This window comes from Acinetobacter sp. 742879 (assembly GCF_000588535.1).
GTDB lineage: Bacteria > Pseudomonadota > Gammaproteobacteria > Pseudomonadales > Moraxellaceae > Acinetobacter > Acinetobacter pittii.
Window position 1 is genome coordinate 87,999 of sequence record NZ_JFYC01000010.1, and the last position, 24,969, is coordinate 112,967.

Sequence of the window (24,969 nt, forward strand, 5' to 3'; positions counted from 1 at the left end):
CATTAGAGCCATTCAATTGCTTTTTTATTAGTGTATTGCCGATAGTCTTTTGGCGAGAAATCTTAAATATAAAATATGGTACATCTTTTAAAAAACTCTATGGTAAGGATTTTTATTATCCTCTTGAAAAAAAACATTTAGAAGAATTGTTAAAGAAATTTACTTTATTTTTTTATATTCAATATGTAATTTATTTGTCGGGATTTTTGTTTATTTTGTTTGGGGGGTTTTCTTATATTTTAGATAAATATTTTTAACTATAATCTTAATTTAATAGATCTTTAAACTATATAATTAATTTAGTCTTTTTAAACAAGAATATTTCACAGATTGATAAGTGATTTATGAGAAATTTTTTAATAATTTTATCGACTTTATCATTGTTAGGCTGTAATCCTTTAGCTAATAATGAGGAAGAAGATTTTAAAGATATAACAGTTAAGGAATTGACTTACTCTCATCTTGAAGGGATGAGTGGTGATATTTTTAAATTTAATTTAGAAACAAATAATGATTTAAATAATATTTATCAAGAAAATAATTATAAATACTCGCATTTTAAGTGCGATAATATTAAAACCTATCTTGTTGTAGGTGCTATCTCAGTTGAGGAAGCGAAGTTGGTAAATGGAAAATATACTTTCTCTGGATACTTTAAAGTCTGCAAAAATGAGTCAATGAATGTATGTATCAATAAGAGCCAGTTAGAAAAAATATTATCTAATGATATGTCGTGTAGAGTAGTTTTTGGTGGCTTTTTAAAAGGAGATAAAGTCATAGCAGATGATATTTTAATATCAAAAGAGACTATAAGAAAATCCATTTTTAAATGAATAAGTTTATTTATATACTGGGCTAATTTTTTTAACTGGATGTAGTGAAAGAATTTCAAATTTCACAATAGATCATATTATGAGAAGCAATGAAAAATTAAATTTTGCTATGAAAATTGAAGGTAAGGAAGTTTTAAATAAAATAAAAAAATCATCATCAAAAAAGTTTATTTGTGAAAATATGATTGATCCTCAGAAAACATTAGATGTGGATATCGATAGATTTGAGAATAACCAAATTGATGTATCTGTAGAATTTTGTTCAAATAATGATAATAGAAGCTGTGAGCCTATAGATATAAGTTCAGTTAAAAAAATTAATTTAGAATGCCAAGCGGTTTTCTCTGCAATGATTAGTAATATCTCTAAATCAGAAAAATTTCCAATTGTATGGGAAGAAAAATAATTTGTTTAAAAATCTGAAACTTGACTTGATAACTTTAGGTATTCCCTTGTTACTTATGGCAGGGTGTGGTCACGAATATACAATTGAGCCTGATAGTCTTCCCGTAGCCTATGTAGGAAAGACGTATAATCAGCAATTGAAAATAACAGGTGGTAAAGTCTCAGAACAACATTTTGGATTAACTTCTAATATTCCAGAAAATCAGGGTTTCCAAATTACTCCAGTAGATGATATAGATGGATACAATCATATAAAAATAGAAGGTATTCCTAAATATAAAGGAAAATACAAAATTATAATTAATACATATTTTTATGGGCGAGGCGATAATAAGCTAACTAAAACCTATGAATTTGTAGTTAAAGAATAAAAGATATTTTTAATAAGAAGTAGATATGAAAAAGAATTTATTAATTACCATACTAATTTTACTTTTCATCGTTCAGTCCTTAATAAACTATTCCTTCTGGAAAAGTACAAAAACACCCGAAATTCATGTTCTAGAAAAACCTTTGCGGATAGCATCGAATTTCGATAACTATGCACCATATACAATTCTTCCTGCAGGAACTGTTTTATATGATGATAGTGACTCTTTGAACAGAAGGGTTATGGTTTATTTCAATTTACAAGGTGTAGATTTTAAATTCGAAGAACAAGACCCAGATATCTTAAAACAACCTAGTGAAGTCAGTGCTATAAGGTCGAAGGACTTGCCTGATTTACTAAAAGAAATTCCTCTGACTAAAAAAGATATTTATTTAATTATTAAACATGATGAACGTATAAAAGACTCTGTGCGTTCAATTTTATTCAAAGAATACAAAATTGATCCTTCAGAGTATGAAAAATAATTAAATATTTCTGAGACATAGAACTATAAATTAAAAAATTTCAGAGAAGCGTAATTTATTACGCTTCTTCTGCCATAAGAAATAGTTTAAGCAGCTTGAATTGCTTCACCACAAAGAGAGACAGTTTCTTGTTTATGTTGATGTAAGTACCAGAACTGTTCCGCAATCGTTTCTGGATGTACCGTGTAGCTTTTATCTTGTGCGCCCGGTGTTCCATCAACAAAGCCATTCACAATGACTTGGCTCACGTAAACATTTGAGTCAGCGAGACTATGAGCAAGTAAGTTGGTGGTTTTATATTGAGCGGCGGCAGCAATTGCTAAAGATGAATATTCTTTGGCAACTAAATCTATTCCCACTGCATTGAAAGCAAAAATTCCGTTTGTCGATAAAATGCTACCGTGATTCTTCTCTAAATCACCTAAGCAAGCTTGCACCGTCGCAATATAGCTCGAAACACGAATATGAAAGCTTTTAGTAAGCTCTAGTGGAGGGGTTTTTAAGATATTGCCTTCAATATCATGGAAAGCGTTCCAATGAATATTTTTAATCTCTCCGAATTGGTCTTTAATACGTTTTACGAGATTTGGTATGTCTTCCAGAACTGCTAAATCACATGTAAAAGCATAAGCTTCTATACCTTGTGTTTTAAGCTCTAGAATGGCCTTCTCGAGTTTTTCAGCATTTCTTGCCACTAACCCGATTTTATAGCCTTCTTTACCAAACTTATGTGCTACGGCTTTGGAAATACCCGTTCCATAACCAAAAATTATAATATTGTTGTTCATTATAAAGTTCCAAAAAACCAATTATTTGGTTAGAAATAGTTTATAATATGTTTTTATAATGTATTCAAGCGCAAAAGTTATCTCTAAGAATAGTACCCAAAGAATAAAAATGCTTAAAAGTGGATATTAGGGAGTCAGCTTTACATGAGTTATTCGGCTAAACATGCGCTGTTGAACGAACTTCCAATTTGGCTTAAAAAATTTCTTGGTAAAATAAACCGGAAAACACAAATAAAGTGGAATTTAAATATAACTAATTATGGGTAAATGGGAATAAATTCTTTTAAATTTGTCTAATGACGTAAAAATTCCCAAAAATAATAAAAATTAGCTTTTCTTAGAAAAACAATCCCGCAGGGTGCTGGCTAAACTATATCTCAAGGGTGTGATAGGGATCGAAAAGAGTAGCATGCACCAAAACGTATAACGTTAGTGTGTACTCACCCAAAAGGTCTCGATTCGGCTTAGGACGCTATAGATCAAAAGTTTATAGGCAAAAGGTTCTAACTTACAAAGTTATAATTGTTGAAGTAAACCATAGATGTTTTCCCTTGACACCCTAAAAAATTCTCTATAATAAAAACGATACTTTACAAGAATATAATTTAATGAATAAGCCTTATCTTTCTGCTTTACCTATCGACAGTCAAATCTCATCTCAATTGAATAATGCTTACTTCCACGATTCGTGGAGCATTGTGCTTGGTCAGCCCGACCTAAATGTATTTCAGCAGCTTATTAAGCTATTCCAGCACACTCCGCAGTGGGTAGAGTGGAGCATGAATATGCGTAATAAAATTACTTCAAAGATTGGGCTTAAAGACTTAGGAAGTTTCAAACAGATTGATTCAAATAAAAAAGAAAATGAGTATGTCGCAGGCGACCGGATTGGAATTTTTACTTTTTTGCAGCGTACCGAAAATGAGTTAGTGATTGGAGATGATGACAAGCACTTAAATGTGACTTTATCTATTTATAAAAATGAAGATACCCAAGTGCTTACCGTAACTACAATAGTGCATATTAAAAATTGGCTTGGGCGATTGTATATGCTACCTGTAATTCCTGCCCATCGAAAAATCGTACCAGCGACTTTACAGATTTTAGGTTAGATTACTATTTTTATTTACGATGTGATCAGCCAAAATTGTTTATATAATAATCTTAATATCATAATAAAGAGCTGAATAATATGGAGAATAAAAATCAGTGTCGGCAGTGCGCCGTTTGTGGGAAAAATTTTCCGTTAAAAGATCTAGTATCTGGTGAAGTCATTCGTAATGTGATTAGTGACGAAATTTTAAAAGACTATCAAGATTGGAATTACTCAAGTTTTTTTTGTCGAGCCGATCTGGCAGATTATCGAATTAAGTACGTTCAATCAATTTTACGTTCCGAAAAGGGTGAACTCTCTAATTTAGAAAATGAAGTGATTGGCAGTATGCAACGCCATGAGCTAATTAGCCGAAATACCGAATCCGACTTTGATCAGAATTGGACATTTGGCGAAAAGTTAGCAGATAAGATCGCGACATTTGGTGGCAGCTGGGCTTTTCTCATTTGCTTTGCTCTATTTTTGACAGGTTGGATTATTCTAAACACGGTTGTAATGGTAGTCCGTCCCGTCGACCCTTATCCCTTTATTTTGCTGAATTTAGTATTGTCATGTTTAGCTGCAATTCAAGCACCTATTATTATGATGAGCCAAAATCGCCAAGAAGCAAAAGACCGCTTACGTTCTCAACATGACTATCAGATTAATTTAAAAGCCGAGCTTGAGATTCGCCATTTGCATGAAAAAATGGATCATCTTTTATCGCATCAATGGGAAAGACTCGCGCATATTCAAGAAATTCAGCTCGATCTTTTGGCTGAAATGAATAAAAAACGATAAAGATTTTCTGAGTTTCACGTGGAACATGAGTAGAGCGTTATAGATTATTTTGCGGTAGAACCGAAATTTCTTTATGATTTGCCGCCATGCTCCATTGCTGCTTCTACAACCATGCCTTTAAACGACAACTTTGTTTACGCTCCACCACAAGATCCACTTTCAATTCTATTTGAAGATGACGATTTAATTGTGGTTGATAAACCTGCAGGCTTGTTGTCGGTAATGGGACGGTTACCTGAGCATCATGACAGTGCTTATTTACGGGTGCTGGAAAAGTTCCCTTTAGCTAAGGTCACGCATCGTTTAGATATGGCAACCTCAGGCTTACTTATGTTTGCCAAGCATCGGGATGCAGAAGTTGCGGTAAGTAAAATGTTTCAGGCCAGAACAGTCAAAAAACATTATATTGCTTTGGTACAAGGCCAAGTCGCACAAGAGGGAAGTGTTGAAGTTCCGCTCATTACCGACTGGGAAAATCGCCCAAGACAAATTGTACATTTTGAATTAGGTAAACACGCCAAAACCTTGTTTCAGCCCTTGGTTTATGATGAAAAAACAGATCAAAGTCGAGTATTGCTTGAACCTGTAACAGGACGTTCGCATCAGTTACGTGTGCACATGATGCATATAGGACATCCGATTATGGGGGATAAGTTATATCACCCTGAGCCTAAACGTTTTCACTTAAACCGCATGGCCTTACATGCCGCATATTTGGCTTTCCAGCATCCATTAAATGGAACGGATGTGGTGATTGAGTCACAAGTGCCTTTTTAAAATTTATATAATTAAAAAATTAATTTGATGCAATTGGGAACGGAATATATACCCAAACTGCAATAAAAGTCGGGTATTCTTGATGTCGAATAATATTAATACTGCGACAACAACAAGGAACACTTTATGACTCGTGACTACGAACAATTTCCAGATGACGATAACGGCAACGTACTTTGGCAAATGGCTGAAGATGGGGATGATTTAACCGAGCTGCATGAAATTGAATTTTCAATTGCTTTTCAAGATCAGAAAAATGCAGAGCAATGTGCACTCTATTTGCTTTACCAAGAACAAAAAGTTTCACTTTTCCAAGATGATTCTGTTGAGCCAAATGAATGGGTAATTACTATCTTCGTTAACATGGAACCTGAGTATTCAGATATTGTTGACTTGGAACAATGGTTTGCCAGCATCGCTGAGAAATTTCAGGGCGAATATGATGGATGGGGCTGTATGGCCTATGTCTTTGAGGAAGACGAAGAAGATGACCTGTTGCAGTAAGGTCTAAAATAAAGAGTAGGAGATAATCATGAACTTATCTCAAAAACAAATCGCAGTACGGTTTTTAGAGCTTGCTGCAGTTGGTGAAGTTGATGAAGCTTACAGCAATTACACTGCGCCGAACTTCAAGCATCACAACCCTTATTATGCGGGTGATGCGACTTCTTTGAAGGAAGGGATGCGTGAAAGTGCAATTGAAACTCCCAACAAAGTCTTTGATGTTCAACATGTCATTGAAGAGGGTGATTTGGTTGCTGTGCATTCAAAACTTGAAATGCAAATGAATGGGTTAACCACCTTGGCTGTGGTCCATATTTGCCGTTTTGAAAAGGGTAAAATTGCTGAGTTTTGGGATATTGGGCAAGTACAGCCCGACCCACTCGTCAATGAAAATGGTATGTTCTAATCAAAAGCCCGAAAGTTTTCGGGCTTTTCTATTTATGGATGAATTAAAACTTCCACTGTGCCGAAATTGAGGCGTTCAGGGGTTCACCTGGTTGAACCCATAAATCGTTATAGCTTGAGACATAGTAGGTTTTATCAAACAGGTTATTTACATTGAGCTGATAACGTAAACGATCAGATGGGGCATAGTAGCCATTTAAATTGACCAGCGTATAACTTGGTAAATTAAAGCCATTGTCTAGGTTATGCCCGCTGCGTTCACCCACATAGGTAAGGTTAGCGCCTACACCTGCTTTTCTTGCGTCGTCTTGGAGAAACTCATAATTGGTGCTTACTGAACCTTGATGTTTTGGAACATTGCTCAGACGAGCGCCTTTTGCCAAGTCTTGGTCTTTTTCAATTTGAGCATCAGTATAACTATAGTTGGCATTGACGAACCAGCGGTCATTGATTTGGCTATTTAAATCAAACTCAATCCCTTTACTACTCACTTCACCTGCTGCGGTTTGAAAGTTACTGTCGATTGGATCTGTCGTCAGTACATTCTGTTTTTTCATTTTAAACAAAGCGAGACTCAGCACACTTTGGTCGTTTATTTTATATTTGGTGCCGACCTCATAACTTTCGCCTTTTTCAGGAGCAAAAGTCTGACCATTTCGATTCATGCCACTATTCATGGCAAATGAGCGGCCATAGTTGCTATAAAACGCCCATTGCTCAGAGGCTTTAAAATTTACTCCGAAACGTGGACTATTCTGGTGAAGAGTTTGATTACTTTCAGTCTGAGTTAGGTGATTTTTAAAGTCTTGTTCGACCTGATCAAAACGGTTGCCGAATAGCACACTCCACTGATCATTGAAAAAGATCTGATCTTGTACATTCAGTGCGAAGTAACGTTGGCGCTCTTTGGTGTTGGTAAACGGAGTGAGGTTCGGTAAATATTTGCCATATTCAGGTTGGTAAATATCAATTGTGTTTGGTGAGCTTGTGCTGTGATTACGACGAAGCTGGTTTTGCTTATAGTCAAGTTGACCAAGTTCGGTTGAAAGTAAAATTTCATGGCGAGCCCAAGACGTATCAAGCTTGCCAAGTAACTCTGTCTGAGCCAGCACATCTTCACTTGTATAATCACGGTAGCGACGTTGACGTTCTAAAGTACGTCCATCGGCTTGCATACGCCGAGGTTCGGTTGCAAAACCGACCATTTTGGCGTCTTTATAGCTGACCGCACTATTTAGTTTCCAGTCAGGATTAAACTCGTGACTCAGACGTAATTGGTAAAAGTAATCTTTTATTTTTAAATCGCCGTCGTCAGGTTCACCTGTAAAGGTTTTTGGGCCCATCACAAACTGGTGATTGACTGTGCTGACCCCACGGTCAAAGGTTCCTTTATGCTCAGTAAATTCACTGTCAAAGTCGAGTTGCGTTTGGTCTGAAATTTTCCATGTAAGCTGTGGTGAAAAGAACCAGCGTTCACTGCTGACATGATCACGGAAGCTTTGATTATCTTCATGAGCCACTGCTACCCGGTAAGCCAGTTCATCATTTATAGGCGCGGTATGTTCCAGACTAATTCGGTATTGTTCTTGGGTATTAGCACGTAAGTTAACTTCACTTTCACTTTCCCATTGTGGTTTTTTACTATTGAGGTTAAGTAAACCTCCTGTTTCGCCGCGGCCATATAGCGCCGCCATTGGACCTTTTAAAAACTCTAAAGATTCAATATTTACTACATCTTTTGGAGCACTAATTCCTCGGTTGACACTCAAGCCGTTGCGGATCATTGAGGCACCTAAATTAGGGTCGGTACTAAAACCGCGGAAAGAGTAATTATCCCAAAAACCACCACCGAAACTATTTTGATGAAAAACCCCACTCACCAAGCTTAATGCGTCATCAATTCGTTGAACGTCTTGTTGTTCCATTATTTGTTTAGAAAGATAAGCACGGTTAAAAGGGACATCTAAAACATCGTGAGTAAATTTAGTTGCCGAGCTATTTTGGCTCACATCTTCTCGGGTGCTTTCGGCCTGAATGCGTATGGTCTCAAGTACCGTTGATGTTTCCTCTCCCCAAGTGAGGGTCGATATAAATGATAGACCTAACGAAGACAACAATCCTAATTTGTGTCGCATAAATGAACAGCCATAAAAGACAAAAGGAATTAAATGTAATAGTATAACGTTACATTATTTTGTTGATTATCGCTATGCCTTTAGAAAAAAATATTGAGCGTTTACAGTCGATTGATGCCTTACGCGGTTTAGTTATCTTGATTATGCTACTTGACCATGTAAGAGAAACTTTCTATCTGCATAAGCAGGTCATAGATCCAATGGATGTGACCGCGACTGAACCCGCCTTATTTGGTAGTCGGTTATTGGCACATATCTGTGCTCCGGTTTTTGTACTTTTAACCGGTATTTCTGCATTTTTATTTCAATCAAAAAAACAAGACTTACAGCAAACTCGAGCTTTTTTATTAAAGCGTGGCTTATTTTTGATTGGGCTTGAGCTCACGCTGGTGAACTTTGCTTGGACAGCTACCTTTCCACCCGAAGTCATTTATTTACAGGTAATTTGGGCAATCGGCATCAGCATGGTGGTTTTGGCTTGCTGTGTAAGTTTGCCTTTGCCTGTTCTTGCGGGTGCAGGTTTGGTTATTGTTTTTGGGCACGATTTATTAGATTCAGTACATTTCTCTCAAGGCATCTTACAGAATATATGGTTCGTTTTACATGACCGTGGTTGGCTTGAGTTTGCAGGCATCAAGCTTCGCACAAGCTATCCTGTTTTACCTTGGATTGGCGTGATTTTATTGGGCTATGCGCTAGGTCAGTTGTTTAGTTCAAAATATTCAGCAAAGCAAAGAAGCCGCACTTTACTTAGCCTTGGTTTAGTAAGTATTGGATTGTTTGTTTCACTGCGTTTTATCAATGTCTATGGCGACCAGCCGTGGCAACATTTTGAGTCATTACAACTTAGCCTTATGAGCTTTTTTAACCTCACTAAGTATCCACCGTCTTTATTATTTATTTTGCTGAATGTTGGAATTGGCTTGATTGTGCTGGTGGCTTTTGAGCGTATACAGCAATATTCATTTCTAAAACCCTTCGTGGTGTTTGGCTCGGTGCCTATGTTCTTTTACTTACTGCATTTATATGTGTTGAAACTCATGTATGTGTTTGCACTCAGTGTGTGGGGAGCTAACTACGGAAACTATTTGTCGGTCAATCATGTGTGGATGCTGTGGCTAATTACGATTGTGCTGTCTTTTGCGCTCTATCCAGCAGTTAAATGGTTCTCGAAGTTCAAACATCAAAATAAACATATTTCGATTTTAAAATATTTCTAATTTTCAAAACTTGAGTAAAGCGAGTTCAATGGAGCTTCGCTTTACTTGCTTACATCTAGATATAGAGTTTCTTTGACTTCTTCCATAACCACATAACTGTGTGAAGACGCCGAAGCAGGAAGTTTCTTTAACAGATCACCTAACAAGCGGCGGTATGCACTCATTTCTTTTAAGCGTGCTTTTACAAGGTAGTCAAATTCACCTGAAATGAGGTGACATTCAAGCACTTCAGGAATCTCAACGAGGTCTCTGGCTACCTGATCAAACACATCGCCAGATTTGGCAGATAACTTAATTTCTAAAAAGACAAGCAGGTTACGGTCCACAAAGGCTGGGTTTAGCCGAGCGTAATAACCCATGATAATGCCATCGCGTTCTAGGCGTTTTACACGCTCTGAACAGGGGGTGGTCGACAGGTTAACTCTCGATGCCAATTCACTAATCGCAATTCGTCCTTCACGCTGCAAAATGTCCAGAATCATGCGATCTATACGATCTAAGGGGCGCATAGATATTTCCTCTTTTTTTTAAATTCTCGCGAGAAAAACATAAATTTACCTAGATTATAGCCTAAAAAACAGTGAAATAAACTATTGAAGCAGAAATATACTAGTTAAATAAACTGGTGTGCGTGAGGGAATGGAAATGCGCGTAATTGTTTTAGGTAGCGGCGTTATTGGAGTGGCAAGTGCCTATTATCTAGCTCAACAAGGAGCTGAGGTTACTGTTCTCGATCGCCAGTCAGGTCCTGCTGAAGAGACAAGTTTTGGTAACGCAGGTCAAATTTCGCCTGGGTATTCGACCCCTTGGGCAGCACCAGGAATCCCTTTTAAAGCTGTGAAGTGGATGTTCCAACATCATGCACCGCTTGCAATTAATTTAGATGGCAGCATGTGGCAGTTACAGTGGATGGCTCAAATGCTAAAAAACTGTAATCCACAAAGTTATGCTGTGAACAAAGAACGTATGATGCGCGTGGCTGAATACAGCCGTGACTGCTTACGTGAACTTAGAAAAGATACAGGCATTAATTACGAAAACCGCGCTAAAGGTACGTTGCAGTTATTCCGCAAAGAAGCACAAATGGAAGCGGTTCAACGTGACATTAGCGTGCTACAAGAATGCGGTGTAAGCTACGAATTATTAAATGGCAACGAACTTGGTCGTGTAGAACCAGCGTTGGCAAATGCGCAAGATAAACTTGTTGGTGGTTTACACTTACCAAATGATGAAACAGGTGACTGTTATTTATTTACCAATGCTTTAGCTCAAATTGCTAAAGAGTTGGGTGTTAACTTCCAGTTTAACCAGAACGTAGAAAAATTGATTGTTGAAGGCGATGCAATTAAGGGCGTTCAGGTCAATGGTAAGGTCTTAACCGCAGATCGATATGTCTTAGCATTTGGTAGCTATTCACGTGATTTCTTGAAACCACTTGATCTACAGTTGCCTGTATATCCTGTGAAAGGTTACTCGTTGACGATTCCAATTGTTGACCCTGCTTTTGCTCCGCAATCTACAGTGCTTGATGAAACCTACAAAATTGCGATTACTCGTTTTGACCAACGTATTCGCGTAGGTGGTATGGCTGAGTTAAGTGGCTTTAACTTAGGCCTGAATGAAGACCGCCGTGCAACATTGCAAATGGTGACTCAGGACTTGTTCCCGGGCGGCGATATGGCACAGGCGTCTTTCTGGACTGGTTTACGTCCAATGACACCAGACAGTACACCAATTATTGGCTCAACTCGCTTTAAAAATCTGTTCTTGAATACAGGTCACGGTACTTTAGGCTGGACCATGGCATGTGGTTCAGGAAAATTAATCAGTGACATCGTATTGAATCATAAGACTGATATCAGTACAGATGGTCTTTCAATTCAGCGTTATTCACACGCGCATGCTGCATAACGGACGTTAGGAAAGTAATCATGCCTCGTCCTATTACCGCAGTCATCCACCGTCAAGCCTTACAAAATAACTTGGCGGTGGTACGCAAGGCTATGCCAAACAGTAAGGTCTTTCCCGTTGTAAAAGCCAATGCTTATGGACACGGAATTGAAAGTGTTTATGAAGCGTTTAAAGCAGCAGATGGCTTTGCCTTACTTGATCTTGATGAAGCAAAACGCATTCGTGCTTTAGGTTGGACAGGTCCAATTTTATTGCTCGAAGGAATTTTCTCTCCTCAAGATTTATTTGATTGTGTGCAATATCAACTCAGTTTCACCATTCATAGTGAAGCGCAAATTGAGTGGGTTGAAAACCATCCTTATCCTGCTCAATTTGATGTTTGCTTAAAAATGAACAGTGGTATGAATCGTCTTGGTTTTAAGCCACAACACTATGTTCAGGCTTGGGAACGTTTAAATAACTTGGCAAATGTCTCCAAGATTACCCACATGATGCATTTTTCAGATGCAGATGGCGAGCGTTTCGGCCAGCAAGGTATTGATTATCAAATCAATGCTTTTGAAGAAATTGTTAAGGATTTACCGGGTGAAAGATCGGTAAGTAATAGTGCGGCAATTCTGCGTTATCAAGACCAGCTCAAATCAGATTATGCCCGTAGCGGCATCATGCTCTATGGCAGCTCGCCAGACTACCCGACGCATAGTATTGCAGACTGGGGCTTACAACCGACCATGAGCTTACGCAGTGAAATTATTTCCGTTCAGCATTTAGAGCCGAATGAAAGTGTAGGGTATGGTTCAAACTTTGTCGCAGAGCAGCCCATGACGATTGGGATTGTCGCTTGTGGCTATGCCGATGGTTATCAACGTATTTCACCAACAGGTACGCCTGTTTTAGTGGACTCTATCCTCACTCGCACAATTGGCCGCGTCAGCATGGATATGTTGGCAGTCGATTTAACAGGTATTGAAAGTGCCAAAGTTGGTAGCGAAGTGGTGCTCTGGGGCCAATCAAGTAAAGGCGTCGTTTTACCTATTGATGATGTCGCAATTTCATCCGGTACGGTGGGCTATGAACTGATGTGTGCCGTCACCGCCCGTGTTCAATTTATTAATCAGGTATAAGGAAATCCGAATGTCTAATTCAGATATACAAAAGATTAACACTAACGAAGTCATGAGCGCCGTGACTGTTTTTAACAAAGTAGTTTATTTGTCAGGTCAGGTACCTAAAAATACCGAGCAAGACGTGGCAGGCCAAACTCGTGAAATTCTTGCAACGATTGATGAACTTTTGGCATTAGCCAATACCGACAAATCTCGCTTGCTCTCTGCACAGCTCTATTTAAAAAATCTTTCTGACTTTTCAACCGTAAATGCAATTTGGGTTGACTGGTTAAAAGGGTGTGTTGCTCCATCGCGTGCCACAATTCAGGCCGATTTGGTCAATCCAGATTGGTTAATTGAAATTGCCGTGACGGCAGCACAAAAGTAATTCGTTTTTACTCCAAAAATGATGATGTATCTAACAGAAGGAAGATAGATACGGTTTAACCAGTCATTTTTGGTGAACAGATTCAGTGACCTATGGCATACGGTTCAATTTTCGCCGTAGGTTGCTGATCTTAACAAAGGAATTCAAAAAGGAATTTTAATATGACAACGGCTCGTCATTCAGATACGGAAAATTCTCCTGATCATCTGCAACGAAAACTGTCTAACCGTCATTTACAACTGATTGCTATTGGCGGTGCAATTGGAACCGGCCTATTTATGGGTTCGGGCAAAACTATCTCCCTCGCAGGTCCTTCAATCCTTTTGATCTATATGATTATTGGAGGAATGTTCTTTTTCTTAATGCGTGCAATGGGTGAGTTGCTCCTTGCAAATCTGCATTACAAATCTTTTGTTGATATGGCTCATGACCTGATTGGTCCTTGGGCTGGTTATTATTTGGGCTGGACGTATTGGTTAGGTTGGGTGCTGGTGGGTATTGCGGACCTTTCAGCAGTCATTAACTATTTAGGTTTCTGGCTACCCGATGGCGCAAGTTTCTCACCAATACAGCAGGCCATGATTAGCGCAGGTTGTGTGTTGTTTGTGATGGGTCTTAACCTCTTAACAGTACGCCTATTTGGTGAAATTGAATTCTGGTTTGCTCTTATTAAGATCTTGGCGATTATTGGTCTGATCGGAGTGGGCGGCTACATGATTTTCAGCCATTTCCAAGCTCCGCAAGGCGCTGTTGCAAGCATCAGTAATGTTTGGTCACATGGTGGTTTATTCCCGAAAGGTACAGAAGGCTTCTTGGCAGGATTCCAGATTGCTGTATTTGCTTTTGTCGGGGTTGAACTTGTAGGTACAACGGCTGCTGAAACCAAAGACCCGCAGAAGAACTTACCGAAAGCGATTAATGCGATTCCGGTACGTATTATTTTGTTCTATGTGTTGGCACTGTTTATTGTGATGTCAGTAACACCGTGGGACCATATTCGTGCAGACAAAAGTCCGTTTGTTGAGTTGTTCTTAAATGCGGGTATCCCTGTTTCAGCCATCATCATGAACTTAGTTGTACTTTCTTCGGTGATGTCTTCAATGAACAGCGGCGTGTTTTCAACTAGCCGTATGTTGTTTGGTTTATCAAAAGACGGTCAGGCACCGGGTGCATTTGGTCGTTTATCAAAACGCGCAGTTCCTTCAAATGGTTTGATTTTCTCTTGTACCTTTATCATGGGCGGAGCGGTGCTTCAGTACTTTGTTCCAAACACGATGGAAGCATTTACTTTGGCAAGTTCACTTTGTGTGATTCTATTCATTAGTGTCTGGAGTCTCATCATGGTGTGCTATTTACGCTACCGTAAATTACGTCCTGAATTACATGAAAAATCAACATTCAAAATGCCAGGTGGCGTTTGGATGAGTTATGTTGTTTTGGCATTCATGCTTTTCACTTTAGTTATTTTGGCATTAGAGCCAGATACATTGAAAGCTCTATATGTCAGTCCAGTATGGCTGGTCATTTTAGGTGTTACCTATCATGTGCTCTATAAACCACGTATGAAAAAACTAGGACGTGAACTCGTCAACGATCATTAAGTTTTATTAAAAAGCCAATCAATCATGATTGGCTTTTTTTATTTTTATTAGATTTTTTATCGGAATAATATTGTTTATTTTTGGATCAATAGAGCAGTTTGGAGAGTATTGAAAAAGTACATATAGCAGGATCACATGCTACACTTCGGCTAATCTGGAAACCCAGATTGATTAATTAAAATTGCCGTGAAGGCAGTACATAAATAATGTGACTTAAAAAAATCAGGACAAACGATTTATCAATTAAGGAAAAAATATACTTGAACATCTTGTCCTGAGGTATAGACTCAGCAACCCACGATATACGGTTCGTTTTTCTCCCTATAGGTTGCTGATTTAAGTTAAGCAAAATATAAAAAGGACTTCTAATATGACAATGGTTCATCATTCTGATGAGGCAAGCTCCCCTGATCATTTACAACGGAAATTAAATAATCGCCATCTACAAATGATTGCAATTGGCGGTGCAATTGGAACCGGCTTATTTATGGGCTCGGGCAAAACCATCTCCCTCGCAGGTCCTTCAATCCTCGTTATCTACATGATAATTGGTGGCATGTTCTTTTTTCTGATGCGTGCATTGGGTGAACTACTGCTTGCCAACTTACATTACAAATCATTTGTCGATATGGCTTATGATTTGATCGGACCATGGGCTGGCTATTATATAGGCTGGACTTATTGGTTAGGCTGGGTACTGGTCGGTATTGCTGATTTGTCTGCGGTCATTAACTATTTAAGTTTCTGGCTGCCCGAAGGTGCCAGTTTCTCACCCATGCAACAAGCCATGATTAGTTCAGGCTGTGTACTATTCATTTTAGGGCTTAACCTTCTTACCGTTAAGCTATTTGGTGAAGTTGAATTTTGGTTCGCACTCATTAAGATTTTAGCCATTATTGGCCTAATCGGAGTAGGTGGCTACATGATTTTTACTCATTTCCAAGCTCCGCATGGTGAGGTTGTGAGTGTAAGTAACGTGTGGTCTCATGGCGGCATATTTCCAAAAGGTGTAAGTGGATTTTTGGCAGGTTTTCAGATTGCCGTGTTTGCCTTCATTGGCGTTGAATTGATTGGTACAACGGCTGCTGAAACGAAAGATCCAGAGAAAAATCTACCGAAGGCAATTAACGCGATTCCTGTACGTATTATTTTATTCTATGTGTTGGCACTCTTTGTGGTGATGTCTGTAACTCCTTGGGATCACATTCGTGCAGATAAGAGCCCGTTTGTTGAGTTGTTCTTAAATGCAGGTATTCCTATTTCAGCCATCATCATGAACTTGGTTGTACTGTCTTCGGTGATGTCTTCAATGAACAGCGGTGTGTTTTCAACCAGTCGTATGCTGTTCGGTTTATCGAAAGATGGTCAGGCGCCAAGTGCATTGGGGCGTTTATCAAAACGTGCCGTACCTTCAAATGGTTTAATCTTCTCATGTATTTTCATTATGGGTGGGGCAGTGCTTCAGTACTTTGTTCCAAACACGATGGAAGCATTTACTTTGGCAAGTTCACTCTGTGTGATTCTCTTTATTAGTGTATGGCTTCTGATCATGGCATGCTATTTACGTTACCGTAAGTTAAGTCCAGAGTTACATGCTAAATCGACCTTTAAAATGCCGGGTGGGGTGTTGATGGCGTATGTTGTCATTGCATTCTTCTTGTTCACTTTAGTGATTTTGGCACTAGAGCCAGATACATTAAAAGCGGTATACGTGAGTCCAGTATGGTTGGTAGTTTTAAGCGTTACGTATTTTGTGTTCTATAAGCCACGTATCAAAAAATTAGACCAAGAACTCGTTTAATGAACTATAAATGATTTCAAAAAAAGCCAATCATAAGTGATTGGCTTTTTTATTTAGGCTTTTTAATCAACCAACAAATGCTGATATTTATCGGCTTGTTTACGCAAATAGTCCCAAACTAACTTAATGCGCGGTTCATGTTGTAAATCAACAAAGGTCAGCATCCAAAACGTATGGGTAAAGCGAACTTGTTGCTCTAGCACCTCTTCAAGTTCCTGTTTATCATCTGCCAAAAACTTGGGCAAAATCGCAAGTCCTGCACCCGCACTTACCGCAATTTGCTGGGCCAAAATACTGCTGCTACGGAAGTTGGCATTCAGCTTCAAAGGTAAACGTTCTAAACAGTACAGCTCAGGGCTATACACCAGATCATCAATATAGTTCACAAAGCGATGTTGGGTTAAATCTTCTAAGGCTCGGATAGGCGGGGTTTGGGCCAGATAGTTTTTGCTACCATAAATTTTTAAACAATAATCTGATAATCGCGTAATGATGTAAGGGCCAGACGTAGGACGATCAATTGACACCACAATATCTGCCTCACGGTGTGAAAGCTTAATCATTTTTGGCACTGGAATTAGGTCGATGGTGAGTAGTGGGTATTGAATCGAGAACTCAGCCAGTAAGCGAGCTAAAAACGCAGTACCAAAACCTTCAGGTGTGCCAATTCGCACACGACCTTGCAAAGGTTGATGTGGTTTTTCAATTTGTAAGAAAGCTTGTTCCATTTGCTCAACTCGAGGAACAAGTGCCATTCCTTCGAGTGTCAGCTCATAACCCGTCGCTTCACGCTTAAACAGCGTTGTACCCAAAGCAAGTTCTAGGGCCTGAATCCGTCTAGCCACCGTACTGTGCTCGACACCAATAATACGTGCAGCATTGGTCAAGGTTTTAGTCCGAGCTAAAACCAGAAAAAAATGTAGATGATCCCAATCCACTTTCATTTTTGTTGTCATCCTTGTGCATATTTGCACAACAATCGTGCATGAATTTCCGTTGGTGGTCAAAGTTTTCTTTGCTAGTCTCAATTGAAACTGGAATAAAGAAAATACATAGATAAGTATTTTCTAATAATTGAACACAATAAAAATATGGCCTACGGAGAGGTTATGAACACAATCCAAAAAATCGAATTGGAAACCGCTAAATTACTCATTAACGGAAATTTTATCGAATCTGAAACACAGGAATGGCAAGACATTGTTAATCCTGCGACTCAGGAAGTGATTGGTCGCGTACCATTTGCAACGGTTAAAGAAGTTGACGCTGCTATTCAAGCTGCACAAGATGCTTTTGCTTCTTGGCGTCAGACTCCAATTCAGGCACGTATGCGCATCATGCTTAAGTTACAAGACTTGATTCGTGCCAACATGAAAGAAATTGCACAAGTACTAACGGCTGAACAAGGCAAAACTTTGGCCGATGCTGAAGGCGATATTCAACGTGGTTTAGAAGTGGTTGAACATGCCTGTTCGGTCGGCACTTTGCAAATGGGTGAATATGTTGAAGGTGTTGCGCGTGGTGTAGACACTTACACATTGCAGCAACCTTTGGGTGTTTGTGCGGGTATTACGCCGTTTAATTTCCCAGCCATGATTCCGCTTTGGATGTTCCCAATGGCAATCGTGTGCGGCAATACATTTGTTTTAAAACCATCAGAACAAGATCCGTTATCAACCATGATGCTGGTTGAACTTGCGATTCAAGCAGGTATTCCGGCAGGTGTGCTGAACGTTGTGCACGGCGGTAAAGAAGTGGTTGACCGTTTGTGTACCCATAAAGATATTAAAGCGATTTCATTTGTAGGTTCAACTGCGGTTGGCACACATGTTTATAACCTTGCAGGACAACATGGTAAACGCGTGCAGTCGATGATGGGTGCAAAAAACCATGTTGTGGTCATGCCTGATGCCAATAAAGAACAAACCTTAAATGCTTTGGTGGGTGCAGCGTTTGGTGCGGCTGGGCAACGTTGTATGGCATTGTCTGTTGCAGTCATGGTTGGCGACAGCAAACAGTGGATTCAAGAGCTAGTCGAAAAAGCGAAGACTTTAAAAGTAAATGCAGGCCATGAGCCAAATACTGACATTGGTCCAGTGATTTCAAAACGTGCTAAAGCGCGAGTGCTAGACTTAATTAATAGCGGTGTTGAGCAAGGTGCAGAGTTGCTACTCGATGGTCGCGATGTTCAAGTTCAAGGCTATGAATCGGGCAACTTCGTGGGTGCAACGATTTTTAGTGGCGTAAATACCGACATGCGTATTTATAAAGAAGAAATCTTTGGTCCTGTCCTTTCAATTATTTGTGTAGACACACTTGATGAAGCGATTGCGCTTATCAACGCCAACCCATTTGGTAACGGTGTAGGTCTATTTACACAAAGCGGTGCGATTGCACGTACTTTCCAAAACTTAATTGATATTGGTCAAGTTGGTATCAATATTCCAATTCCTGTGCCAGTGCCTTTCTTTAGTTTTACCGGTTCAAGAGGTTCGAAACTGGGTGATTTGGGGCCATACGGCAAACAAGCTGTGCAGTTCTATACTCAAACCAAAACCATTACCAGTCGCTGGTTTGAAGATAGCCATGAAGTTGGCGGTGTAAATACAACAATTAGTTTACGTTAAGGGGATCACGGATGAATATCGCCTTTATCGGTCTAGGCAATATGGGCGGCAAAATGGCCCATAACCTACTTAAAGCCGGACTCAATGTTTATGGATATGACCTCAGTGAAGTTGCGATTCAGCACTTCGCCGAGGCAGGTGGGGTGGTGTGTGATAGCCCACAGGATGCAGCTAAACAAGCAGATGTGGTCATTACCATGTTGCCTGCGGCAAAGCATGTTAAAGAAGTTTACTTAGGTGAAAATGGTGTTTTAGAAGTACTAAAAGCAGGTAGCTTATGCATTGATAGCAGTACCATTGACCCACAAACCATTAAAGACATTGCTGCTGCTGCGCATAGTAAAAATATTAAAATCTGTGATGCACCCGTCTCTGGTGGAACCATTGGTGCTCAAGCAGGAACCTTAACCTTTATGGTGGGTGCCGATGATCAAACCTTTAATGAAGTAAAACCTGTACTTAGCCACATGGGTAAAAATATAGTTCATTGTGGTGATGTCGGCGCAGGTCAAATTGCCAAAATCTGCAATAACCTGATTTTAGGTATTTCAATGGCTGCTGTTGCCGAAGGTATGGCGCTGGGTGTGAAGCTAGGTATTGACCCACAAGCATTGGCAGGCGTCATTAATACTTCAAGCGGTCGTTGCTGGAGCTCGGACGTATGTAACCCATGGCCGCATATTAATGAAAATGCGCCAGCATCTCGAGGTTACCAAGACGGCTTTGCAACTCAGCTGATGCTAAAAGATTTAGGACTCGCTGTCGAAGCGGCAGGCCAAGTCAAACAGCCAGTCGTATTAGGTGGCATGGTGCAACAGCTGTATCAGCAAATGTGCATGCGCGGTAATGCCAATCTCGATTTTTCGAGCATTATTCAGCAATCCCTGCCACAAGAGGCATAACGGTAAAGCCATAGGATGGCTTTAAACACATAAACCCTGTCGTGAATAACAACAAATCCGGACTGAGGGAAAAGATATGATGGATTATCAAAATGCTGCACAGACTTTCGATTTGGAAAGCACTGCAAAACAGATGTTATCAGGTTCACTTGATGCCTTAAATGCTTGTTATGAATGCTGTGATCGACACGCAGATGGCGACAAAATTGCACTGTATTGGCAAGGAAAAGATGGACGAAAAGAGCAATATACCTTCCGTGAATTAAAAGAGTGGTCAAGTCAGTTTGCCAACTTTCTAAAATCACAAGGTGTAAAAGCAGGCGACCGTATTTCAGGTCTATTACCAAGAACACCTGAATTGATCGTGACTATTTTTGCAGCTTGGCGAATTGGTGCAGTCTATCAACCACTCTTTACTGCGTTTGGCCCAAAAGCGATTGAGCACCGTATTCAGCTTGCACAAAGTAAGCTGGTGGTGACCGATATGGGCAACCGTAGCAAGCTTGATGAAATTGAAAATTGCCCTGCAATTGTGACTGTCGCCGACGCACAAGGTACTCCCCTTAAAGCAGGCGATTTTAACTTTTGGAATGAAGTAAAACAGCAGTCTGATCAATGTGATTTGGTTATGCGTAGCATCCAAGATCCTTTCTTATTGATGTTTACTTCAGGCACTACAGGGCCAGCTAAACCATTGGAAGTGCCATTAAAAGCACTAATTGCCTTTGGTCGATATATGCAAGATGCCATTGGTTTAACCGAAGAAGATTCGTTTTGGAATATTGCCGATCCGGGTTGGGCGTATGGTCTGTACTATGCGATTACTGGGCCGTTATTCTTGGGTCACGCTACTTTGTTTTATGAAGGTGGTTTCAGCACAGATAGCTTATGCCAAATTGTGAAAGATTATAAAGTTAACAACTTGGCAGGTGCACCAACGGCTTACCGTATGATGATGGCGGCTGATCCAGCACAAATGACGCCGTTAAAAGGGCAGTTCCGTGTAGTGAGCAGTGCAGGCGAACCACTGAATCCAGAAGTAATACGTTGGTTTAAACAAGTGCTTGATGCTCCGATTTATGACCATTACGGACAAACTGAAGTGGGCATGGTGGTGTGTAATCATCATGGTTTAAAACATGAAATTCATGCTGGTTCAGCAGGTTTCCCAAGTCCGGGCTATCGCGTTGCTATTGTCAATGAACAAGGTGAAGAACTTCCGCCAGATACACCGGGAATTTTAGCAGTCGACATTAGCCAGTCTCCAATGATGTGGTTCGGCGGCTATAAAGAAAGTCGCAAATCGCCCTTCATTGGTCACTACTATTTAACTGGCGACACTGCTGAGCTTCATGCCGATGGCAGCATGAGCTTTGTAGGTCGCAGTGATGATGTAATCACTACATCGGGCTATCGGATTGGGCCTTTCGATGTAGAAAGCGCTTTACTCGAACATGATGCAGTGGTTGAGGCCGCAGTGATTGGTGTGCCTGACCCAGACCGTACCGAAGTGGTTAAGGCATTTGTAATTTTAGCTGCGGATGCTCAACCTTCCGATACACTTGCTGAACAACTCAGCCAATTTGTGAAAAAACGACTTTCTGCACATGCTTACCCACGTTTAGTTGAATTTGTGAGTGAATTACCTAAAACTCCAAGTGGTAAAATTCAGCGCTTTTTATTGCGTAATCAAGAAATTGCTAAACAACAAGCTAAAGCAGGGTAAAGGAAATAATAATGCAATTTACCGAAGAACAATTACTCATTCGTGATATGGCGAAAAGTTTCGCCCAAGAACAAATTAAGCCTAATGCCAGCGATTGGGACCGAGATGGAACTTTCCCAAAAGAAACGCTGACTCAAATGGGGCAACTGGGTTTTATGGGTATGCTTGTTTCAGAGCAATGGGGCGGTTCAGATACGGGTAACTTAGCCTATGTATTGGCTCTTGAAGAAGTAGCGGCAGCAGATGGCGCAACCTCAACCATTATGAGCGTACACAACTCGGTTGGCTGTGTGCCTATTTTAAAATTTGGTACCGACGAGCAAAAAGAGCGTTTTTTAAAGCCTTTGGCGCAAGGTGAAATGATCGGTGCTTTTGCTTTAACTGAACCACATACTGGCTCAGATGCGGGAGCCATTAAAACCCGAGCGTTGAAAGATGGCGACGATTATATTTTAAATGGTGCTAAGCAGTTTATTACCTCTGGTAATAATGCTGGTGTCATTATTGTGTTTGCGGTGACCGACCCGAGTGCAGGTAAAAAGGGTATTAGTGCATTTTTAGTCCCACGCGAGTCACCGGGTTACGAAGTGATTCGTGTTGAAGAAAAACTGGGTCTGCATGCGTCGGATACCTGCCAAATTGCGCTGACAGATGTACGCATCCATAAAAGTCTCATGCTGGGTAAAGAAGGTGAAGGTCTGAAAATTGCTCTCGCCAATTTAGAAGGTGGACGTATTGGTATTGCTGCACAAGCAGTCGGTTTAGCACGTGCGGCACTTGAAGAAGCGACCCGTTATGCCAAAGAACGTATTACTTTTGGAAAACCAATTTTTGAGCATCAAACCATCGCGTTTCGCCTTGCTAGCATGGCAACTGAAATTGAAGCAGCGAGACAACTGGTTCACTACGCTGCGCGTTTAAAAGAAGCAGGTCAACCATGTCTCAATGAAGCTTCAATGGCCAAGTTATTTGCTTCAGAAATGACTGAACGTGTGTGCTCGAGTGCGCTACAAGTGTTTGGTGGTTATGGCTATCTCAGAGACTTCCCAATTGAACGTATCTATCGTGATGCACGTATTTGCCAAATTTACGAAGGTACGAGTGATATTCAGCGTTTAGTGATTGCACGTAGTCTATAAAATCAGAACAAGGAATGAATAATGCAGTGGCAAGGTATTTTATTAGAAAAGCGTAATGGGGTTGGACTGATTACATTAAATCGCCCTCAAGCGCTCAATGCTTTAAACAGCGAATTAATTAGTGAAATTAATCAGGCATTAGATCAGCTCGAAAAAGACCGTGAAATTGGTTGCATCGTATTGGCAGGTTCTGAAAAAGCTTTTGCCGCAGGGGCCGACATTAAAGAAATGGCTGATTTGGCATTTCCTGATATTTATTTTGATGACTTTTTTCATCTTGCAGACCGTATTGCACAGCGCCGTAAACCTCTAATTGCAGCGGTGAGTGGCTATGCATTGGGTGGTGGCTGCGAATTAGCACTGATGTGTGACTTTATTTATTGTGCTGACAACGCCAAGTTTGGTTTGCCTGAAGTGACTTTAGGCGTAATTCCGGGCATTGGCGGTACACAGCGTTTAACCCATGCCATTGGTAAAGCCAAAGCAATGGAAATGTGCCTTACCGCTCGTCAAATGGGCGCTGTAGAAGCAGAGCAAAGTGGTTTAGTTGCACGTGTGTTTAGTAAAGAAGAATTACTTGAACAAACCTTGCAAGCCGCTGAAAAAATCGCAGCACGCTCTTTAACTGCAAACATGATGCTTAAAGAAACCATTAACCGCGCTTTTGAGGTGAACCTCACTGAAGGCTTACGTTTTGAAAGACGTATGTTCCATTCAATATTTGCAACATTTGACCAAAAAGAAGGAATGCAGGCGTTCGTTGAAAAACGAAAACCAAATTTTAAAAATCAATAAGAGATCAATAAAATGAATACAGAAAATCACTTAATGATTGAGCAACAAGGTAAGTTGGGCATGATTACCTTAGACCGTGTGACTCATCTCAATGCATTGTCGCTAGATATGATTAAAAGTATTGGTGCCCAATTGGAACTGTGGCGAAATGATGCGGCTGTTCAGGCAGTATTAATTAAGTCAAATAGCCCAAAAGCCTTCTGTGCAGGTGGAGATATCCGCTATCTCTATGACAGTTATAAAAATGGCACGGCCGATTACAAAGGCTACTTTAGTGCCGAATATAAAATGCTAAATATACTGCGTGAATATGAAAAGCCAATCATTGTTGTGCTTGATGGCTATGTATTAGGTGGTGGTTTTGGCTTGGCTCAGGCTTGCCACATTGTGGTGAGCAGTGAAAAGTCCAGATTTGCCATGCCTGAAACAGCGATTGGCTTTTTCCCAGATGTTGGTGCAACTCATTTCCTTTCTCGCCTTGATGATATTGGTGTTTATATGGCCATTACGGGTGAGCAGATCAGCAGTAGTGATGCGCTTTACCTCGATTTAATTGACTACCATGTGCCAAGCGAGCAGTTACAAGCTTTGCAAGATGCTCTCGTTGACGCGCCAAGTTTAAGCAAAGAGGGAATTGAACGCATCATTACCCGATTTATTACTCGCCCTGCCGAAAGTGAACTCAAACAATTGGCGGAAGGTATCCGTAAACACTTCGGATATCAGCATTTAGATGAAATCGAGCAAAGTCTTGAAAATGAACAAGATGAAAGCTTAAAAACTTGGGCAAGTAAGATGTTCAGCATTTTGCAGCAGCGCTCATTTATTGCCAAACAAACCAGTTTAAAACTGCAACATTTAGGTCGAGGGCTCTCTTTACCTCAGTGCATGCAGCTTGAACGTGATTTACAGGATATCTGGTTTGAGCATGGTGACTTTATTGAAGGTGTGCGTGCTCTCATTGTCGATAAAGACAAACAACCACAGTGGCAAGAACGTAATTCGAAATTTGAGCCAATTTTAGAAAAATTGAGCTAAACCGAATTACAAAAATATAAAAAGCTTAAGGAGATAAAGCGAGACCTGAAAATGCTTATGGTCAGGGTTGGTCATAAGCATAAAAAAGATAAAACAAGAAAATCTAAAAAGGATATTAC

25 protein-coding genes are annotated in these 24,969 nt (G+C 40.1%); 21 read left to right on the top strand and 4 right to left on the bottom strand.

Annotated elements, in window-relative coordinates:
• Positions 1-344 precede the first annotated feature (344 nt).
• The 4 genes from J690_RS17110 (at position 345) to J690_RS0104570 (ending at position 2,093) form a co-directional block, all read left to right on the top strand.
• On the top strand, positions 345-833 hold the full coding sequence (locus tag J690_RS17110; protein ID WP_032037139.1) for a hypothetical protein: 489 nt from the start codon (positions 345-347) through the stop codon (positions 831-833).
• Positions 834-912: 79 nt separating this feature from the next.
• Positions 913-1,239, top strand: coding sequence for a hypothetical protein (locus J690_RS24395; RefSeq protein ID WP_228133004.1), 327 nt, complete (start codon positions 913-915; stop codon positions 1,237-1,239).
• 55 nt (positions 1,240-1,294) lie between these two features.
• A complete protein-coding gene (locus J690_RS0104565; protein ID WP_081405216.1) occupies positions 1,295-1,609 on the top strand; it encodes a hypothetical protein in 315 nt (104 codons plus the stop codon).
• 25 nt (positions 1,610-1,634) lie between these two features.
• Positions 1,635-2,093, top strand: coding sequence for a hypothetical protein (locus J690_RS0104570; RefSeq protein WP_032037146.1), 459 nt, complete (start codon positions 1,635-1,637; stop codon positions 2,091-2,093).
• A gap of 86 nt (positions 2,094-2,179) precedes the next feature.
• On the opposite strand, the gene J690_RS17120 is transcribed toward J690_RS0104570, so the two are convergent.
• On the bottom strand, positions 2,180-2,881 hold the full coding sequence (locus J690_RS17120; RefSeq protein WP_032037148.1) for an SDR family NAD(P)-dependent oxidoreductase: 702 nt from the start codon (positions 2,879-2,881) through the stop codon (positions 2,180-2,182).
• A gap of 608 nt (positions 2,882-3,489) precedes the next feature.
• Between J690_RS17120 and J690_RS17125 the strand changes: the two genes are divergently transcribed.
• From J690_RS17125 to J690_RS17145, 5 genes are all read left to right on the top strand, one after another.
• Positions 3,490-3,993, top strand: a complete 504-nt coding sequence (locus J690_RS17125; protein ID WP_032037150.1) for a DUF2867 domain-containing protein — start codon at positions 3,490-3,492, stop codon at positions 3,991-3,993.
• 80 nt (positions 3,994-4,073) lie between these two features.
• Positions 4,074-4,775 (top strand): DUF1003 domain-containing protein, encoded by a 702-nt coding sequence (locus J690_RS17130; RefSeq protein ID WP_032037153.1) that lies wholly within the window; start codon positions 4,074-4,076, stop codon positions 4,773-4,775.
• 111 nt (positions 4,776-4,886) lie between these two features.
• Complete coding sequence (locus tag J690_RS17135; protein WP_017402489.1) at positions 4,887-5,552, top strand: RluA family pseudouridine synthase; 666 nt, start codon at positions 4,887-4,889, stop codon at positions 5,550-5,552.
• A gap of 126 nt (positions 5,553-5,678) precedes the next feature.
• Entirely contained in the window at positions 5,679-6,056 is a 378-nt protein-coding gene (locus tag J690_RS17140; RefSeq protein WP_017399750.1) for a ribonuclease E inhibitor RraB, read from the top strand.
• A gap of 28 nt (positions 6,057-6,084) precedes the next feature.
• The gene (locus J690_RS17145) at positions 6,085-6,462 is read left to right on the top strand and encodes a nuclear transport factor 2 family protein (RefSeq protein WP_032037154.1); all 378 of its coding nucleotides are present in this window, start codon (positions 6,085-6,087) and stop codon (positions 6,460-6,462) included.
• Between the two features lie 43 nt (positions 6,463-6,505).
• On the opposite strand, the gene J690_RS17150 is transcribed toward J690_RS17145, so the two are convergent.
• Complete coding sequence (locus J690_RS17150) at positions 6,506-8,596, bottom strand: TonB-dependent receptor (protein ID WP_032037156.1); 2,091 nt, start codon at positions 8,594-8,596, stop codon at positions 6,506-6,508.
• A 74-nt stretch (positions 8,597-8,670) separates the two neighbouring features.
• On the opposite strand from J690_RS17150, the gene J690_RS17155 reads away from it, so the two are divergent.
• On the top strand, positions 8,671-9,816 hold the full coding sequence (locus J690_RS17155; protein WP_032037159.1) for an acetyltransferase domain-containing protein: 1,146 nt from the start codon (positions 8,671-8,673) through the stop codon (positions 9,814-9,816).
• Positions 9,817-9,857: 41 nt separating this feature from the next.
• Here the strand turns inward: J690_RS17155 and J690_RS17160 are convergent, their stop codons facing one another.
• The gene (locus tag J690_RS17160) at positions 9,858-10,325 is read right to left on the bottom strand and encodes an Lrp/AsnC ligand binding domain-containing protein (RefSeq protein ID WP_005804788.1); all 468 of its coding nucleotides are present in this window, start codon (positions 10,323-10,325) and stop codon (positions 9,858-9,860) included.
• A 136-nt stretch (positions 10,326-10,461) separates the two neighbouring features.
• On the opposite strand from J690_RS17160, the gene J690_RS17165 reads away from it, so the two are divergent.
• The 5 genes from J690_RS17165 to J690_RS17185 all read left to right on the top strand — a co-directional run bounded on the left by J690_RS17165 (position 10,462) and on the right by J690_RS17185 (position 16,623).
• Positions 10,462-11,727, top strand: coding sequence for a D-amino acid dehydrogenase (locus J690_RS17165; RefSeq protein ID WP_032037161.1), 1,266 nt, complete (start codon positions 10,462-10,464; stop codon positions 11,725-11,727).
• A 20-nt stretch (positions 11,728-11,747) separates the two neighbouring features.
• The gene (alr, locus tag J690_RS17170) at positions 11,748-12,851 is read left to right on the top strand and encodes an alanine racemase (protein WP_032037162.1); all 1,104 of its coding nucleotides are present in this window, start codon (positions 11,748-11,750) and stop codon (positions 12,849-12,851) included.
• Positions 12,852-12,861: 10 nt separating this feature from the next.
• Positions 12,862-13,221, top strand: coding sequence for a RidA family protein (locus J690_RS17175; protein ID WP_000071347.1), 360 nt, complete (start codon positions 12,862-12,864; stop codon positions 13,219-13,221).
• A 161-nt stretch (positions 13,222-13,382) separates the two neighbouring features.
• Positions 13,383-14,822 carry an amino acid permease gene (locus J690_RS17180; protein ID WP_002118023.1) on the top strand — a complete coding sequence of 480 codons (1,440 nt, stop codon included), beginning with the start codon at positions 13,383-13,385 and terminating at the stop codon, positions 14,820-14,822.
• A 370-nt stretch (positions 14,823-15,192) separates the two neighbouring features.
• Positions 15,193-16,623 (top strand): amino acid permease, encoded by a 1,431-nt coding sequence (locus J690_RS17185; RefSeq protein ID WP_032037163.1) that lies wholly within the window; start codon positions 15,193-15,195, stop codon positions 16,621-16,623.
• Between the two features lie 62 nt (positions 16,624-16,685).
• On the opposite strand, the gene J690_RS17190 is transcribed toward J690_RS17185, so the two are convergent.
• Positions 16,686-17,567, bottom strand: a complete 882-nt coding sequence (locus J690_RS17190; RefSeq protein WP_032037165.1) for a LysR family transcriptional regulator — start codon at positions 17,565-17,567, stop codon at positions 16,686-16,688.
• Between the two features lie 165 nt (positions 17,568-17,732).
• On the opposite strand from J690_RS17190, the gene J690_RS17195 reads away from it, so the two are divergent.
• The 6 genes from J690_RS17195 to J690_RS17220 all read left to right on the top strand — a co-directional run bounded on the left by J690_RS17195 (position 17,733) and on the right by J690_RS17220 (position 24,850).
• Positions 17,733-19,250, top strand: coding sequence for a CoA-acylating methylmalonate-semialdehyde dehydrogenase (locus J690_RS17195; protein WP_031947076.1), 1,518 nt, complete (start codon positions 17,733-17,735; stop codon positions 19,248-19,250).
• An 11-nt stretch (positions 19,251-19,261) separates the two neighbouring features.
• Positions 19,262-20,152 carry a 3-hydroxyisobutyrate dehydrogenase gene (gene mmsB / locus J690_RS17200; RefSeq protein WP_032037166.1) on the top strand — a complete coding sequence of 297 codons (891 nt, stop codon included), beginning with the start codon at positions 19,262-19,264 and terminating at the stop codon, positions 20,150-20,152.
• A 76-nt stretch (positions 20,153-20,228) separates the two neighbouring features.
• Positions 20,229-21,878: an AMP-binding protein gene (locus tag J690_RS17205; protein ID WP_032037168.1), complete on the top strand. Its 1,650-nt coding sequence runs from the start codon at positions 20,229-20,231 to the stop codon at positions 21,876-21,878.
• Positions 21,879-21,889: 11 nt separating this feature from the next.
• Positions 21,890-23,017: an acyl-CoA dehydrogenase family protein gene (locus J690_RS17210; RefSeq protein ID WP_032037170.1), complete on the top strand. Its 1,128-nt coding sequence runs from the start codon at positions 21,890-21,892 to the stop codon at positions 23,015-23,017.
• Positions 23,018-23,038: 21 nt separating this feature from the next.
• The gene (locus J690_RS17215; RefSeq protein ID WP_032037171.1) at positions 23,039-23,812 is read left to right on the top strand and encodes an enoyl-CoA hydratase; all 774 of its coding nucleotides are present in this window, start codon (positions 23,039-23,041) and stop codon (positions 23,810-23,812) included.
• A 12-nt stretch (positions 23,813-23,824) separates the two neighbouring features.
• The gene (locus tag J690_RS17220; RefSeq protein ID WP_032037173.1) at positions 23,825-24,850 is read left to right on the top strand and encodes an enoyl-CoA hydratase/isomerase family protein; all 1,026 of its coding nucleotides are present in this window, start codon (positions 23,825-23,827) and stop codon (positions 24,848-24,850) included.
• Positions 24,851-24,969: the final 119 nt, after the last annotated feature.

Excerpts from the sequence above, each read along its gene's own strand:
- J690_RS17145 (WP_032037154.1), top strand. The coding sequence starts at position 6,085 with ATGAACTTATCTCAAAAACAAATCGCAGTACGGTTTTTAGAGCTTGCT.
- J690_RS0104565 (WP_081405216.1), top strand. The coding sequence starts at position 1,295 with ATGGCAGGGTGTGGTCACGAATATACAATTGAGCCTGATAGTCTTCCC.
- J690_RS17215 (WP_032037171.1), top strand. The coding sequence starts at position 23,039 with ATGCAGTGGCAAGGTATTTTATTAGAAAAGCGTAATGGGGTTGGACTG.
- J690_RS17165 (WP_032037161.1), top strand. The coding sequence starts at position 10,462 with ATGCGCGTAATTGTTTTAGGTAGCGGCGTTATTGGAGTGGCAAGTGCC.
- J690_RS17195 (WP_031947076.1), top strand. The coding sequence starts at position 17,733 with ATGAACACAATCCAAAAAATCGAATTGGAAACCGCTAAATTACTCATT.
- J690_RS17125 (WP_032037150.1), top strand. The coding sequence starts at position 3,490 with ATGAATAAGCCTTATCTTTCTGCTTTACCTATCGACAGTCAAATCTCA.
- J690_RS17110 (WP_032037139.1), top strand. The coding sequence starts at position 345 with ATGAGAAATTTTTTAATAATTTTATCGACTTTATCATTGTTAGGCTGT.
- alr (WP_032037162.1), top strand. The coding sequence starts at position 11,748 with ATGCCTCGTCCTATTACCGCAGTCATCCACCGTCAAGCCTTACAAAAT.
- mmsB (WP_032037166.1), top strand. The coding sequence starts at position 19,262 with ATGAATATCGCCTTTATCGGTCTAGGCAATATGGGCGGCAAAATGGCC.
- J690_RS17150 (WP_032037156.1), bottom strand. The coding sequence starts at position 8,596 with ATGCGACACAAATTAGGATTGTTGTCTTCGTTAGGTCTATCATTTATA.
- J690_RS17190 (WP_032037165.1), bottom strand. The coding sequence starts at position 17,567 with ATGAAAGTGGATTGGGATCATCTACATTTTTTTCTGGTTTTAGCTCGG.
- J690_RS17220 (WP_032037173.1), top strand. The coding sequence starts at position 23,825 with ATGAATACAGAAAATCACTTAATGATTGAGCAACAAGGTAAGTTGGGC.
- J690_RS17155 (WP_032037159.1), top strand. The coding sequence starts at position 8,671 with ATGCCTTTAGAAAAAAATATTGAGCGTTTACAGTCGATTGATGCCTTA.
- J690_RS17160 (WP_005804788.1), bottom strand. The coding sequence starts at position 10,325 with ATGCGCCCCTTAGATCGTATAGATCGCATGATTCTGGACATTTTGCAG.
- J690_RS17130 (WP_032037153.1), top strand. The coding sequence starts at position 4,074 with ATGGAGAATAAAAATCAGTGTCGGCAGTGCGCCGTTTGTGGGAAAAAT.
- J690_RS17185 (WP_032037163.1), top strand. The coding sequence starts at position 15,193 with ATGACAATGGTTCATCATTCTGATGAGGCAAGCTCCCCTGATCATTTA.
- J690_RS0104570 (WP_032037146.1), top strand. The coding sequence starts at position 1,635 with ATGAAAAAGAATTTATTAATTACCATACTAATTTTACTTTTCATCGTT.
- J690_RS17140 (WP_017399750.1), top strand. The coding sequence starts at position 5,679 with ATGACTCGTGACTACGAACAATTTCCAGATGACGATAACGGCAACGTA.
- J690_RS17135 (WP_017402489.1), top strand. The coding sequence starts at position 4,887 with ATGCCTTTAAACGACAACTTTGTTTACGCTCCACCACAAGATCCACTT.
- J690_RS17120 (WP_032037148.1), bottom strand. The coding sequence starts at position 2,881 with ATGAACAACAATATTATAATTTTTGGTTATGGAACGGGTATTTCCAAA.
- J690_RS17180 (WP_002118023.1), top strand. The coding sequence starts at position 13,383 with ATGACAACGGCTCGTCATTCAGATACGGAAAATTCTCCTGATCATCTG.
- J690_RS17175 (WP_000071347.1), top strand. The coding sequence starts at position 12,862 with ATGTCTAATTCAGATATACAAAAGATTAACACTAACGAAGTCATGAGC.
- J690_RS24395 (WP_228133004.1), top strand. The coding sequence starts at position 913 with ATGAGAAGCAATGAAAAATTAAATTTTGCTATGAAAATTGAAGGTAAG.
- J690_RS17205 (WP_032037168.1), top strand. The coding sequence starts at position 20,229 with ATGATGGATTATCAAAATGCTGCACAGACTTTCGATTTGGAAAGCACT.
- J690_RS17210 (WP_032037170.1), top strand. The coding sequence starts at position 21,890 with ATGCAATTTACCGAAGAACAATTACTCATTCGTGATATGGCGAAAAGT.